This is a genomic window from Caulobacter sp. 05T431 (assembly GCF_056665975.1).
In genome coordinates this window covers 62,694-74,698 of record NZ_JBFTKU010000018.1, presented here as the reverse complement: position 1 = coordinate 74,698, position 12,005 = coordinate 62,694, and the positions used below count along the sequence as shown (strand labels likewise).

Sequence of the window (12,005 nt, the reverse complement as noted above, 5' to 3'; positions counted from 1 at the left end):
CGGCTAGGGCAGGCGGCTGAGCTCGGGTTTGTAGGACCAGGTCTCGACCTGGACGCGCTTCACCAGGGCGGCGGCCCGCGCCGCGTCCGGGCCGGGGCCATACGCGGCCGCGATCAGGCCGGCCAGGTCGGCGGGACGGTCGGCCAGGTCGGCCCAGGTCCGCCGAGGGACCAGCGCCAGATAGCTTCCGAGCTCGCCGCCGCCGGCCAGGCGATACCAGGTCCATCCCAGGCGTCCCTTGCCCGCCCGCGCCGAGGCCAGCAGGGCGGTCTCGAAGGCGGCGACGTCGCCAGGGGCGACGCTCAGGTCGTAGGCGTCGAGTTCGGGCGTGGGGCGGCGGTCCTCCAGGCTGCGGGTCGTGCTGGGTTCGGCCCACAGCGCATAGGCCGAATAGGCGCGGGCCTTGGCGTAGGGCAGGACGCGGGCGGCCATGTCGGCGCCGTCGCCGGCCGGGTCGGGCCGGGCGTCCATGGCGGCGAACGGGATGCCGAACGTCCCGTCCACGAACAGGCCGGTGCGCGCGCCGCTGGTCACGTACCAGCCGAACCAGGGCAGGGCGTCGCGGTGGGCGGCGTGCCACTTCAGATGGGCGGCGTAGCCTGCCTCGAAGGCGGCCTGCTGTCCGCGATCGATGTCGTAGGTGAACAGGAAGGCGGCCTGCTGGGTCTGGGCGCGGGCCGGGCCGCTTGCGAGCGCGGCGGCCAGGGCGATCGCCGTCAGGGTCTGTTTCCAGGTCATCTACGCCTCCTTGGATGAAGGCCCAGCCCTAGCCGCGAACAGCGATCGGCGATATTTCGAACGGACCAGCCATTCGTTCTGGATTGCGAAACGATGCGACATGTCGATCTGCGTCGGGCGGCGGTGTTCCATGCGGTGGCCTCGGCCGGGGGCATCGCCGCCGCCAGTCCGCGCCTGGGCAAGTCGCCGCCGGCCATCCACCACGACCTCAAGGCCTTCGAGCGCGAGATGGGCCGGCCGCTGTTCGAGCGGGTGGGACGGCATCTGCGTCTGACCGCCGCCGGCCAGGCCCTGTTCGAGAGCGTCGGCCGCGCCCTGGACGAGGTGGAGCGCACCCGCGAGCGGCTGAGCCGGGCGGACCCGGCGCTGCGCCCCCTGCGCCTGGCCGTGGTCTCGGCCTTCGGGCGCTATCGCCTGGCGCCGCGGCTCTATGCGGGCCTCCCGGCGGACCGGCCGATCGAGCTGACCTTCGGCTCGCACGAGGCGGTGCTGTCGGCGGTGGCGACCGGGGCCGTCGACCTGGGCGTCACCTACCGGCCGGTCACCGCCGCCCCGGTGCAGTCGACGCCGATCGCCCGCGAGGAACTGGTGCTGGCCGCGCCGGCGGGGATCGAGGTCCCCGAGGACCTGGCCGGGCTCTCGCGCACGATCTTMGCCACCTATGACGAGTACGAGTTCGTCTTCGGCCACTGGTTCGAGACGGTGTTCGACGCCCAGCCCGACGGCCTCCGGCGGCTGGACCACGCCGGCGAGATCGAGGAGGCGATGGAGAGCTGCGCGGCCGGGCGAGGGGCGATCGTCGCGCCGCTGGACCTGGTCCGCTCGGTCTGCTGGCGCGATCGCGTGCGGATCGTCCGGCCCGCGGGGCGGCCGCCGTGCTTCAATCCCCTGCACCTGCTGGGCCTTGGCGGGGCGTTGGGATCGGCGGATGCTGACACGATCCGGTCCCTTCTTGCTAAGAATGGGCTCGCCGACAATGGCGAGGGGGAGGAACCATGACGACCGCACCCGACGATATCGGACGACGCGATCTGCTGGCCGGCGGCCTGGCCCTGGCGGCGCTCGCCGGTCCTTCGCTCACCCAAGCCCAGGAGAACAAGGCGATGTACGGACTGATCGGCCAGATGAAGGCCGCGCCCGGCAAGCGGGACGAACTGGTCGCGATCCTGTCGGAGGACACGCAAGGCATGCCCGGCTGCCTCAGCTACATCGTCGCCAAGGACACCACGGACGCCGACGCCCTGTGGATCACCGAGGTGTGGACCGACAAGGACAGCCACGCCGCCTCGCTGAAGCTGCCCGCCGTCCAGGCGGCGATCGCCAAGGCCCGCCCGATCATCGCGGGCTTCGGGCACCGGTTCGAGACCGCGCCTGTGGGCGGGGTGGGATTGGCTAAAGCCTGAAGAAAAAGGCCCGCGGATCGCTCCGCGGGCCTCTTCCTTGGTCCTAAGCCGTAAGGCCTAGCACTTGTAGTACATGTCGAATTCGACCGGGTGCGGGTGCAGCGTGAGACGCATCACCTCTTCCATCTTCAGCTCGATGTAGCTGTCGATGAAGTCGTCGTCCATGACGCCGCCGGCCTTCAGGAAGGCGCGGTCCTTGTCCAGGTTCTCCAGGGCTTCGCGCAGCGAGCCGCAGACTTCCGGGATCTTCTTCTGCTCGCGGGGCGGCAGGTCGTAGAGGTTCTTGTCGGCGGCCGCGCCCGGATYGATCTTGTTGTTGATGCCGTCCAGGCCAGCCATCAGCAGGGCGACGAAGGTCAGGTACGGGTTGCCCATCGGGTCGGGGAAGCGCGCCTCGATGCGCTTGGCCTTCGGCGAGTCGACGTGCGGGATACGGATCGAGGCCGAGCGGTTGCGCGAGCTGTAGGCCAGCTTCACCGGGGCTTCATAGCCGGGCACCAGGCGCTTGTACGAGTTCGTCGTCGAGTTCGAGAACGCGTTGATCGCCTTGGCGTGCTTGATGATGCCGCCGATGTACCACAGGCACATGTCCGACAGGCCGGCGTACTTGTCGCCGGCGAACAGCGGCTTGCCGTCCTGCCAGATCGACTGGTGCACGTGCATGCCCGAGCCGTTGTCGCCGAACATCGGCTTGGCCATGAAGGTGGCGGTCTTGCCGTAGGCGTGGGCCACGTTGTGGATCACGTACTTATACAGCTGCATCCGGTCGGCCATGGTGACCATGGTGTCGAACTTCAGGCCGAGTTCGTGCTGGGCAGGCGCCACTTCGTGGTGGTGCTTTTCCGGCTTCATGCCCAGCTCGCCCATGACGGCCAGCATTTCGCCGCGCAGGTCCTGGGCCGAGTCGATCGGGTTGACCGGGAAGTAGCCGCCCTTCGGACCCGGGCGGTGGCCCATGTTGCCTTCCGGATATTCCTTGGCCGAGTTGCCCGGCAGTTCGACGCTGTCGAACGAGTAGCCCGTGTTGTTCGACGAGGTGTTCCAGCGGACGTCGTCGAAGATGAAGAACTCGGCTTCCGGGCCGAAGAACACGGTGTCGCCGATGCCCGACGACTTGACGTAGGCCAGGGCGTTCTTGGCGATCGAGCGCGGGTCTCGGTTGTAGGGGGTGCCCGTGTCGGGGTTCACCACGTCGCAGAACAGCGCCAGGGTGGTCTGCTGGTAGAACGGGTCGATGATCGCGGTGGTCAGGTCCGGACGCAGCTTCATGTCCGACTCGTTGATGGCCTTCCAGCCGGCGATCGACGAGCCGTCGAACATGGTGCCGTCGTTGAGGAAGTCGTCATCGACCAGATCGATGTCGAAGGTCACGTGCTGCAGCTTGCCGCGCACGTCGGTGAAACGGACGTCGACGTACTTGACGTCCTTTTCCTTGATCAGGTCCAGGATTTGCTTGGCGGTGCTCATCGTTATCCCCTTTGAGCGTTAAGCGGTTTCGGTCCGGGCCTAGACGGCGGACGGGCCGGTTTCTCCGGTGCGGATGCGGACGACTTCCGTGATCTCCGACACGAAAATCTTGCCGTCGCCGATGCGGCCCGTGCGGGCGGCGTTGGTGATGGCTTCGAGCGCGGCGTCCAATTGGCTGTCTTCGACCACGACTTCGACTTTGATCTTGGGGAGGAAGTCGACGACGTACTCGGCGCCGCGATASAGCTCGGTGTGGCCCTTCTGGCGGCCGWAGCCCTTGGCTTCCAGCACGGTCATGCCCTGCACGCCCATGTCCTGAAGCGCCTCTTTGACCTCATCCAGCTTGAACGGCTTGATGACGGCTTCGATCTTTTTCATCAGACTTCTTTCACGCCCATACGGCGCGGGCGCCGCTGACTGAGCGGCACGGAGCACGCCGGCCTGTCGGCTCACAAGCGTGCTGACGCGCTTTATGGGTCGAGTTCTGTCGAGTTTGGCTCATTGATCATTATTTGTGCAGATAAAGCCTGAAACTTCATCATGGCGCGTTTGGGCGACCAAACCGGCCCCGGAGCGTCGATTGCGGATCGAGGATCGCGGAAACGACCATTTCTGGGACAAAGAACGGGCCGAAGGCGGGTGGCGCGACACGGAGCGGCGTTGGATCCGTTTCGGCGGAATGGCCAAAAATGCGTCGTCGATTCGAAAACTGCTGAAGATTGTGGCGAAATCCGCGACGGGCAGGGCGGTGAACGCGGGGTTGGTTTTTGCGCGCTCGCACGTTTCGGCGGCGAAGCGGGCCCAGACCGACCCGGAAACCTTGGAACAACATCCGGCGTCACGGGCGCGGCCGKGAAGATATTGCGATGAGGGGATAAGCCCATGAGCCGCATTCGGATGATCCGTCACGGCCGTCCCGCCTCGACCTGGGGCGACGCCGATCCGGACCCGGGACTGGACCCGGCGGGCGCCGAGCAGGCGAGGGCGGTGGCCGAGCGCCTGCTGGCCTTGCCCGAGAAGGAGCGCCCGTCCCGGGTGGTGAGCTCGCCACTGCGGCGCTGCCGGGAAACGGCCCAGCCGCTGGCCGACGCCCTGGGCGTGCCGGTCGAGATCGATCCCCGGGTCGGCGAGATCCCGACGCCGGCGGCCCTCGACGCCGAGGCGCGCCCCGGTTGGCTGCGCCAGGCCTTCCAGGGGCGATGGCGCGATATCCAAGGCGATCTGGACTATGTCGCCTGGACCCGACAGGTGGCCGAGGCCGTGGCCTCGCATCCCGGCGCGGCGGTGTTCAGCCATTTCGTGGCCCTGAACGCGGCGGTGTCGGCGGCCACCGGCGACGAGGCGGTGGCGGCGTTCCGGCCCGACCATGTGTCGGTCACGGTGTTCGATGTGGTCGACGGCGCGTTGATCCTGGTCGAAAAGGGCCAAGAGGCCCCCACCCAGGTGCTTTAGAGACAGGAGCCGCCGTGCCACGCGAGATCATGACCGTCGCCGAGATGACCGCGGCGGACCGCGCGGCGGCCGAGGCGGGAACCCCGACCACAGTGCTGATGGAGCGCGCCGGCCGCGCCGTGGCCGAGGTCGTCCGCGAGCGCTACGCCCGCTGCCCGACGGTGATCTGGTGCGGGCCGGGCGACAACGGCGGCGACGGCTATGTGATCGCCCGGCATCTGAAGCGTCGCGGCTGGCTGGTGCGGGTCGAGGCGCTGGCCCCGCCGGCCAGTCCCGCCGCCCAATGGGCCGCCGCGCGCTGGAAGGGCGAGGTCGGTCCGCTGGTCTCCGAGCCGGGTTCAGCCGCGCTCTATATCGATTGCCTGTTCGGCGCGGGTCTGTCGCGCCCCTTGGAGGGGGAGGCCGACCGCCTGGCGCGGGTCATGCCGGGCGCGGCGCGGATCGTCGCCGTCGACGTTCCCTCCGGCGTTCTGGGAGACACCGGGCTTCCCCTGGGCGAGCGGGCCTTGAAGGCCGAGCTGACCGTCACCTTCCACCGGCGCAAGCCAGCCCACGTCCTGGCGCAGGGCAGGGCGGCCTGCGGCGACGTCGTGGTGGTCGATATCGGGCTGGAGGCGGTGGGCGAGGGGCGTCTGTTCGAGAACGAGCCCGGCCTCTGGGCCGAGCGCTTCCCGTGGCCGGCGGTCGACGCCCACAAGCACGCGCGGGGCCGGATGATGGCGGTCAGCGGCGAGGCCTGGAACACCGGCGCGGCCCGGCTGGCGGCGCGCGGGGCGCTGCGCATCGGGGCAGGGGTGGTGACCGTGCTGTCGCCGCCCAACGCCCTGGCCGTCAACGCCGCCCATCTGGAGGCGATCATGCTGGCGCCGTTCGAGAGCGAGCACGACCTGCAGACCCGCGCCGCCCAGGCGGACGCGGTGGTGATCGGGCCGGCGGCCGGGGTGGGGGAGACGACGATGCGGCACGTCTTCGCCCTGGCCCGCAACGGCGCGGCCCTGGTCGTCGACGCCGACGCCCTGACCAGTTTCGCCGAGGACCCCGCCGCCCTGTTCCCGGCCCTGGACCGCGACGACGTGCTGACCCCGCACCCCGGCGAGTTCGAGCGGGTGTTTCCCGGACTGCTGGCGGCTTCGCCCGAGCGCATCGCCGCGACGCGGGAGGCCGCGAGACGGGCCGGGGCGGTGGTCTTGCTGAAGGGGCCGGATACGGTGATCGCCGCGCCCGACGGCCGGGCGGCGGTCGGCCTGAACGGCGCGCCCTGGCTGGCGACGGCCGGCGCGGGCGACGTGCTGGCCGGCTTCATCGCCGGCCTGATCGCCCAGGGCATGGAGAGCTTCGAGGCCGCCTGCGCCGGGGCCTGGATCCACGCCGAAGCCGGCGCGACCCATGGGCCGGGCCTGATCGCCGAGGACCTGCCGGACCTGGCGCCCGCTGTCCTGGGAAATCTGTGGAGGGCGCGACCGCGCGCCTAGTGGTCCCGCCGGACCAGCACGACCTGGGTGCGGACGCCTTCGTCAAACAGGGTGTGGCTGATGGCCAGCGCTGTCTGGAAGGTGCGCTCCTCGACAGTGTCGATGAACAGCACGCGCGAACCGTGCTTCACGGTCCAGCCCTTGTCGTCTTCGATGACTTCGATGGTTTCCATGACGCGCGCACTCTGTGGACGAACGCAGACGCAAACCCGTCCGAGGCCAAATCGTTCCGCATCGAATTTCTGAGGGGAAACACCGGCCCGGGCGTCAGTCGGGGGGGCATGGCCCGGGCCGGCGTAAATCCGGGGCGTTCTTGAACAGCCGCGGACATCTGCATAACCGGCCGGCCCGTTCTTTGTTCCCGGTGTTCAGAAGAAATTTTCGCGCCTCGCGACCCTTGTCCCGGATGGTCGCAGGATGGATGAGCCGGCGGTCGGATCGCCTGGCGACTTGCCAAGCCGGCCGGGCATGTCTAACCCGCTGCGGCGCATCGTGCGGATGTGGCGAAACTGGTAGACGCACCAGATTTAGGTTCTGGCGCTGAGAGGCGTGGAGGTTCGAGTCCTCTCATCCGCACCACGCCGTCGGGCCCCGCGCCCGGCGGTCGCGCCGCTTTCTCGGGTCAATGGCCCGTGAGAGTGCACCAATGCCCTTGGATGGTCGCCAAACGCGTGACATAAGGGCGCTCTTTCGCCGCCCCGGTGACGTGGGCGGCTTTGATGTTTTGACCCCTGGGGCGGACGACGGGCGCGGGCGCCCGAAGAGCCGAGAAGCTAAGAATGTCGATGCAGATCGTTGAAAAATCGGGCGAAGGCCTCAGCCGCGTTTATGGCGTGACGGTGCCCGCGAGTGAACTCGCCACGCGTCTCGAGGCCCGTATCGCCGAAGTCGCGCCCCAGATGAACGTCAAGGGCTTCCGTCCCGGCAAGGTGCCGACCGCCCACGTTCGCCGCCTGTACGGCAAGGCCCTGATGGGCGAAGTCATCGAGGCGACGCTGAACGAAGGGACCCAGAAGGTCCTGGAAGACAACAAGCTGCGCCCCGCCGGCCAGCCGGACCTGAAGCCGTCGTCCGACATGGACAAGGTGCTCGCCGGCGGCGAGGACCTGGCCTTCGAACTGGCCGTGGAAGTGATGCCGGAATTCGAGCCGATCGACCCCGCGTCGATCGAGCTGACCAAGCCGGTCTACAAGATCTCGGACGCCGAGGTCGACGAGGCCCTGGCCGACCTGGCCAAGCAGGCCCGCACCTACGCGCCGCGCACGGGCAAGTCCCTGAAGGCCAAGGACGGCGACCAACTGCTGATCGACTTCGTCGGCACCATCGACGGCGTGGCCTTCGACGGCGGCACGGCCAACGACGCCGAGCTGACCCTGGGTTCGGGCCAGTTCATCCCGGGCTTCGAAGACCAGCTGGTCGGCGCCAAGCMGGATGACGTCGTCACCGTGAAGGTGACCTTCCCGGCCGACTACCAAGCCGCCAACCTGGCCGGCAAGGACGCCGAGTTCGCCACCACCGTCAAGGAAGTGCGCGCGCCGGTCGACGCCGAGCCGGACGACGAGCTGGCCAAGCGTCTGGGCCTGTCGGACCTGCAGGCCCTGAAGGACCTGCTGAAGTCGAACCTGGAAGGCCGCTACGCCAACAGCTCGCGCTTCAAGCTGAAGCGCGCCCTGCTGGACATCCTGGACAGCAAGCACGACTTCGCCCTGCCGCCGCGCATGGTCGACGCCGAGTTCGCCGGCATCTGGCAGCAGGTCCAGGCCGACAAGTCGCAAGGTGGCCTGCCGCCCGAGGACGAAGGCAAGACCGAGGAGCAGCTGAAGGACGAGTACAAGAAGATCGCCGAGCGCCGCGTGCGCCTGGGTCTGGTGCTCGCCGAGATCGGCCGCAAGAACGACGTGGCCGTCACCGAGCAGGAACTGGCCGACGCCATGATGCGCGAAGCCCGCCAGTACGGCCCGCAGGCCCAGCAGGTGTTCGACATGTACCGCCAGCGCGCCGACCTGCAGGCCGCCCTGCGCGCCCCGATCTATGAGGACAAGGTCGTCGACCTGATCTTCGGCAAGGCCAAGATCGAGGAAAAGGAAGTCTCCAAGGAAGAGCTCCTGGAAGAAGACGACCTGCCGGAAGGCTACGGCGGCTAAGGCCACCGTCATCCGACGCGAAGAGGGCGCGGTCCGCGAGGGCCGCGCCCTTTTTCGTGGCGGAAGCTTCGCCCCGGCTCCTTGCAACCTGTTAAGGGCCACGCGATATGCGTTGACGACGGCGCGCGGGGCCGATTCGTGCTCGCGCCGCCCAGACACGATTAAAAAAGGGCGATCCCTATGTATGATCCGATGGCGACGGCGATGAACCTCGTGCCGATGGTGGTCGAACAGACCAGCCGCGGCGAGCGGGCGTTCGACATCTTCTCCCGTCTGTTGAAAGAGCGGATCATCTTCCTGACCGGTCCCGTCGAAGACGGGATGGCCAGCCTGATCTGCGCCCAGCTGCTCTTCCTGGAGTCCGAGAACCCCAAAAAGGAAATCGCCATGTACATCAACTCGCCGGGCGGCGTGGTGACCGCGGGTCTCGCGATCTACGACACCATGCAATACATCAAGAGCCCGGTGTCGACGGTGTGCATGGGCATGGCCGCCTCGATGGGCAGCCTGCTGCTCTGCGCCGGCGCGCCCGGCCAGCGCATCGCGCTGCCGAACGCCCGCATCATGGTCCACCAGCCGTCGGGCGGCTTCCGCGGCCAGGCCTCGGACATCATGCGTCACGCCGAGGACATCGCGAAGACCAAGCGCCGCCTGAACGAGATCTACGTCAAGCATTGCGGCCGGACCTATGACGAGGTCGAGCGCGACCTGGACCGCGACAACTTCATGAGCGCCGAGGAAGCCAAGGCCTGGGGCCTGATCGACCACATCAACGAGAACCGCGACGCCTCGGACGAGACGGCCTAGGCCTCTTTCGGTCTTCGAAGTCTTGGAAAAGCCGTCGGCCGCGAGGTCGGCGGCTTTTTCATTTCGGATAACTTTGGTTTGTCTTCGGCTGCGATCGCATGTGAAGTGCCGCTCGGGGGGGAGCTCAAGCCATGGTCTTCAAGTTCAKCCGCCTTGCGGCGTTCGGCGTTTCGGGCGCGATCCTGGCGCTGGCGGCTACGGCCCACGCGCAATGCGACCCGTCGGTCTGCGCCAATCCATCCGCTTATCAGGGCTTGCCGACCACCCTGGCGCCGCGAACCTTCACGACGCTGAAGGCCGCCAAGGCCTATTGCCGGTCGGAGCCGATCGTCTGGCGGGCCACCGCCGGCGGGAAGGTCTACAGCGCCAAGGCCAGGGGCTACGGCAAGGTCAAGCCGGGCTTCTACATGTGCAAGTCGCACGCCCAGACCGTGGCGCGGATCAACGCCAAGAGCGGCCAGAAGCCGAACTAGCTGGACGGAGTGCAACGGCCCAAGCTCGGCCGGACTTTTGTTTCTGATGCAGGCGGTAAGTCCGCCTTCGACAGTCTCGGAGTCCGGAATGCGGCTGGGCAAGTTCGCGGTCTCGATCCTGGCCGTCTCGCTGGTGCTGGGCGGTTGCACCAGCCTGGGCGTCCATCAGGTCGGGGTCGATCGGGTCGACTATGTCGACAAGCTGCGCGACAGCGAGAAGCAGCAGTTGCTCTCCAACATCGTGGCCATCCGGTACGGCGACGCCCCGCTGTTCCTGACCGTCACCTCGGTCATCAGCCAGTACACCCGCGAGGCCTCGGCCCACGTGGGCGCGACCCTGGATCCCGCTTCGGATTCCGACGGCGGCTCGGCKGGCGGCGAGGTCTTGCTGCGCGAGACGCCCACCGTGACCTACACCCCGGTCACGGGCTCGCGGTTCGCGCGCAGCATGCTGGCGCCGACGCCGCCCGCGTCGCTGCTGGCGATGATGGAGGCGGGGTGGGCCTCCGACGACCTGCTGAGCCTCGGCGTCCGCTCGATCAACKGCGTGACCAACGCCAGCCACGCCGATCTCTTCCAGCAGAAGGTCGATCTGAAGTTCGCCGAGGTCGCCGGCGCCTTCCGCCGCCTGCAGCGKAGCGGGGCCATCTCCGTCCGCCTGAAAGAGCGCGACAAGACCTATTCGGGCAGCGCCAGGGTGGGAGCGGATATCAGCGACGCCGATCGGGCGGACCTGTTGCTGTTGAAGCAGGCGCTGGGCCTGCGGTTCGACGGCGGCGAAAGCGTGGTCGTCTTCGCCAAGGTCGGCGGCGACAACGAGCTGGCCCTGGCCACGCGCTCGATGTTCGAGATCCTCAGCGAACTCGCGCAGGGCGTGGAAACCAGCGACGCCGCGACTCCGCGGGCCGACGCCCTGATCCGCGTCCGCAGCGGCTCCAGGGCTCCGGCCGACGCCTATGCCTCGGTGCGCTATCGCGGGCGGTGGTTCTGGATCGACGGCGCGGACGAACACTCACGCCGGATCTTCCTGCTGACGCAGATGCTGCTGTTCCTCAACGACGAGGAGGGCGCGACCCACGCGCCGCTGCTGACGATCCCGGCAGGTTAGGCCCGGCAGGTTAGGCGCGGCGGGCTAGCCCGGCTTGCCGCGGAAGATGCGGTAGCCCTTCTCGTGGGCGATCGCCAGCATCTCGCGGTCGCCGGAGGTGTCGCCGTAGGCGGCGGCCAGCGACAAATCGTCGCCGAAGACCTCCTTCAGGCGGACCACCTTCTCGGGGCCCCGGCAGTTGGCGCCGAGCAGGGGGCCCAGCACCTTGTCGTCGGCGCTGACCATCAGTTTCGAGCCGATCAGCAGGTCCGCGCCCAGGCCGCGAGCGAACGGGGCGACCACCACGTCGGGCGAGGCGGTGACGATCACCAGCTTGGCCCCCTTGGCCCGCCAGCGCCGCCAGACGGCCAGGGCGTCGGGGCGGAACAGCTTGGGCGCCTCGGACTGGGCGAAGGCTCGCGCCTCCTTCTCCAGCTGCTCCAGGGGCACGCCGCGCAGGAATTCGCGGACGGCGGCGGCCTTGATCTTGCCCCGGTTGCGGTCGAACACGTAGCCGACCGCGGCGGGGAACAGCCGCAGCATGCCCATGAAATGCCGGGCGGGGCTGACCCGCCACTTCAGGAAGGCCGTGAAGCTGTCGCGAACCGTCAGGGTGCCGTCGAAATCGAAAGCGACCAGGGGAGGGCCCTCGTGCAGATCCCCCGTCATCGGCGTCGAGGCCGAAAGGCCCCTAGCCATCATGGAAGACCGGGCCATCAGTGAACGTTTCGCCATTCGTCTCCGCGCTCACGCGCCCCGCAACCGAGCCCGTCTTGCATCACGATTCCGCTTCCACCGCTAAGCTCTTCGCGGATTCAGGGGCGCTCGCGCCAGAGTGTCGCGCGGAGCGAACCGCCGCCGTCTTGCGTTGAGGGTCTGGAACGCCATCTTAGAGAAGAATTCCATGAAACCGTATGCATCATCCACGAACTTGGGGGCTGTAAATCGGCTCCAAGGCTTGT

Annotated in this window: 14 protein-coding genes and 1 tRNA gene; 10 read left to right on the top strand and 5 right to left on the bottom strand. The window is 68.2% G+C overall.

Features of this window, described 5'->3' with window-relative positions; all coding sequences use genetic code 11:
* Positions 1-3: 3 nt before the first annotated feature.
* Entirely contained in the window at positions 4-738 is a 735-nt protein-coding gene (locus tag AC1U89_RS16925) for a hypothetical protein (protein ID WP_479900839.1), read from the bottom strand.
* A 93-nt stretch (positions 739-831) separates the two neighbouring features.
* Between AC1U89_RS16925 and AC1U89_RS16920 the strand changes: the two genes are divergently transcribed.
* Together AC1U89_RS16920 and AC1U89_RS16915 are read left to right on the top strand one after the other, a co-directional pair.
* A complete protein-coding gene (locus AC1U89_RS16920) occupies positions 832-1,737 on the top strand; it encodes a LysR family transcriptional regulator (RefSeq protein WP_479900838.1) in 906 nt (301 codons plus the stop codon).
* Positions 1,734-2,141, top strand: a complete 408-nt coding sequence (locus tag AC1U89_RS16915) for a putative quinol monooxygenase (protein WP_479900837.1) — start codon at positions 1,734-1,736, stop codon at positions 2,139-2,141. The genes AC1U89_RS16920 and AC1U89_RS16915 overlap by 4 nt, the downstream gene beginning before the upstream one ends.
* A 57-nt stretch (positions 2,142-2,198) precedes the next feature.
* Here AC1U89_RS16915 and glnA read toward each other — a convergent pair whose 3' ends face one another.
* Positions 2,199-3,608, bottom strand: a complete 1,410-nt coding sequence (glnA, locus tag AC1U89_RS16910; RefSeq protein ID WP_479900836.1) for a type I glutamate--ammonia ligase — start codon at positions 3,606-3,608, stop codon at positions 2,199-2,201.
* A 39-nt stretch (positions 3,609-3,647) separates the two neighbouring features.
* A complete protein-coding gene (locus AC1U89_RS16905; protein ID WP_479900835.1) occupies positions 3,648-3,986 on the bottom strand; it encodes a P-II family nitrogen regulator in 339 nt (112 codons plus the stop codon).
* A gap of 202 nt (positions 3,987-4,188) precedes the next feature.
* On the opposite strand from AC1U89_RS16905, the gene AC1U89_RS16900 reads away from it, so the two are divergent.
* From AC1U89_RS16900 to AC1U89_RS16890, 3 genes are read left to right on the top strand one after another with little or no spacing between them, the layout of a single operon-like run.
* Complete coding sequence (locus AC1U89_RS16900; RefSeq protein ID WP_479900834.1) at positions 4,189-4,494, top strand: hypothetical protein; 306 nt, start codon at positions 4,189-4,191, stop codon at positions 4,492-4,494.
* Positions 4,491-5,060, top strand: coding sequence for a histidine phosphatase family protein (locus AC1U89_RS16895; protein ID WP_479900833.1), 570 nt, complete (start codon positions 4,491-4,493; stop codon positions 5,058-5,060). Before AC1U89_RS16900 ends, AC1U89_RS16895 begins: the two co-directional genes overlap by 4 nt.
* A gap of 14 nt (positions 5,061-5,074) precedes the next feature.
* Positions 5,075-6,532 carry an NAD(P)H-hydrate dehydratase gene (locus AC1U89_RS16890; protein WP_479900832.1) on the top strand — a complete coding sequence of 486 codons (1,458 nt, stop codon included), beginning with the start codon at positions 5,075-5,077 and terminating at the stop codon, positions 6,530-6,532.
* Here the strand turns inward: AC1U89_RS16890 and AC1U89_RS16885 are convergent.
* The gene (locus tag AC1U89_RS16885) at positions 6,529-6,705 is read right to left on the bottom strand and encodes a hypothetical protein (RefSeq protein WP_479900831.1); all 177 of its coding nucleotides are present in this window, start codon (positions 6,703-6,705) and stop codon (positions 6,529-6,531) included. The genes AC1U89_RS16890 and AC1U89_RS16885 overlap by 4 nt on opposite strands.
* A 321-nt stretch (positions 6,706-7,026) precedes the next feature.
* Between AC1U89_RS16885 and AC1U89_RS16880 the strand changes: the two genes are divergently transcribed.
* From AC1U89_RS16880 to AC1U89_RS16860, 5 genes are all read left to right on the top strand, one after another.
* Positions 7,027-7,111, top strand: a tRNA-Leu gene (locus tag AC1U89_RS16880).
* Between the two features lie 206 nt (positions 7,112-7,317).
* A complete protein-coding gene (tig, locus tag AC1U89_RS16875; RefSeq protein ID WP_479900830.1) occupies positions 7,318-8,676 on the top strand; it encodes a trigger factor in 1,359 nt (452 codons plus the stop codon).
* A 180-nt stretch (positions 8,677-8,856) separates the two neighbouring features.
* On the top strand, positions 8,857-9,483 hold the full coding sequence (locus AC1U89_RS16870; protein ID WP_479900829.1) for an ATP-dependent Clp protease proteolytic subunit: 627 nt from the start codon (positions 8,857-8,859) through the stop codon (positions 9,481-9,483).
* 131 nt (positions 9,484-9,614) lie between these two features.
* Positions 9,615-9,956 carry a hypothetical protein gene (locus AC1U89_RS16865; protein ID WP_479900828.1) on the top strand — a complete coding sequence of 114 codons (342 nt, stop codon included), beginning with the start codon at positions 9,615-9,617 and terminating at the stop codon, positions 9,954-9,956.
* A gap of 88 nt (positions 9,957-10,044) precedes the next feature.
* On the top strand, positions 10,045-11,064 hold the full coding sequence (locus tag AC1U89_RS16860) for a hypothetical protein (RefSeq protein WP_479900827.1): 1,020 nt from the start codon (positions 10,045-10,047) through the stop codon (positions 11,062-11,064).
* 24 nt (positions 11,065-11,088) lie between these two features.
* On the opposite strand, the gene AC1U89_RS16855 is transcribed toward AC1U89_RS16860, so the two are convergent.
* Positions 11,089-11,760: an HAD-IB family hydrolase gene (locus AC1U89_RS16855; RefSeq protein ID WP_479900826.1), complete on the bottom strand. Its 672-nt coding sequence runs from the start codon at positions 11,758-11,760 to the stop codon at positions 11,089-11,091.
* Between the last annotated feature and the right edge of the window lie 245 nt (positions 11,761-12,005).

Coding starts and splice junctions, on each gene's coding strand:
- AC1U89_RS16870 (WP_479900829.1), top strand. CDS start 8,857: ATGTATGATCCGATGGCGACGGCGATGAACCTCGTGCCGATGGTGGTC.
- AC1U89_RS16885 (WP_479900831.1), bottom strand. CDS start 6,705: ATGGAAACCATCGAAGTCATCGAAGACGACAAGGGCTGGACCGTGAAG.
- AC1U89_RS16925 (WP_479900839.1), bottom strand. CDS start 738: ATGACCTGGAAACAGACCCTGACGGCGATCGCCCTGGCCGCCGCGCTC.
- AC1U89_RS16915 (WP_479900837.1), top strand. CDS start 1,734: ATGACGACCGCACCCGACGATATCGGACGACGCGATCTGCTGGCCGGC.
- AC1U89_RS16855 (WP_479900826.1), bottom strand. CDS start 11,760: ATGGCCCGGTCTTCCATGATGGCTAGGGGCCTTTCGGCCTCGACGCCG.
- AC1U89_RS16895 (WP_479900833.1), top strand. CDS start 4,491: ATGAGCCGCATTCGGATGATCCGTCACGGCCGTCCCGCCTCGACCTGG.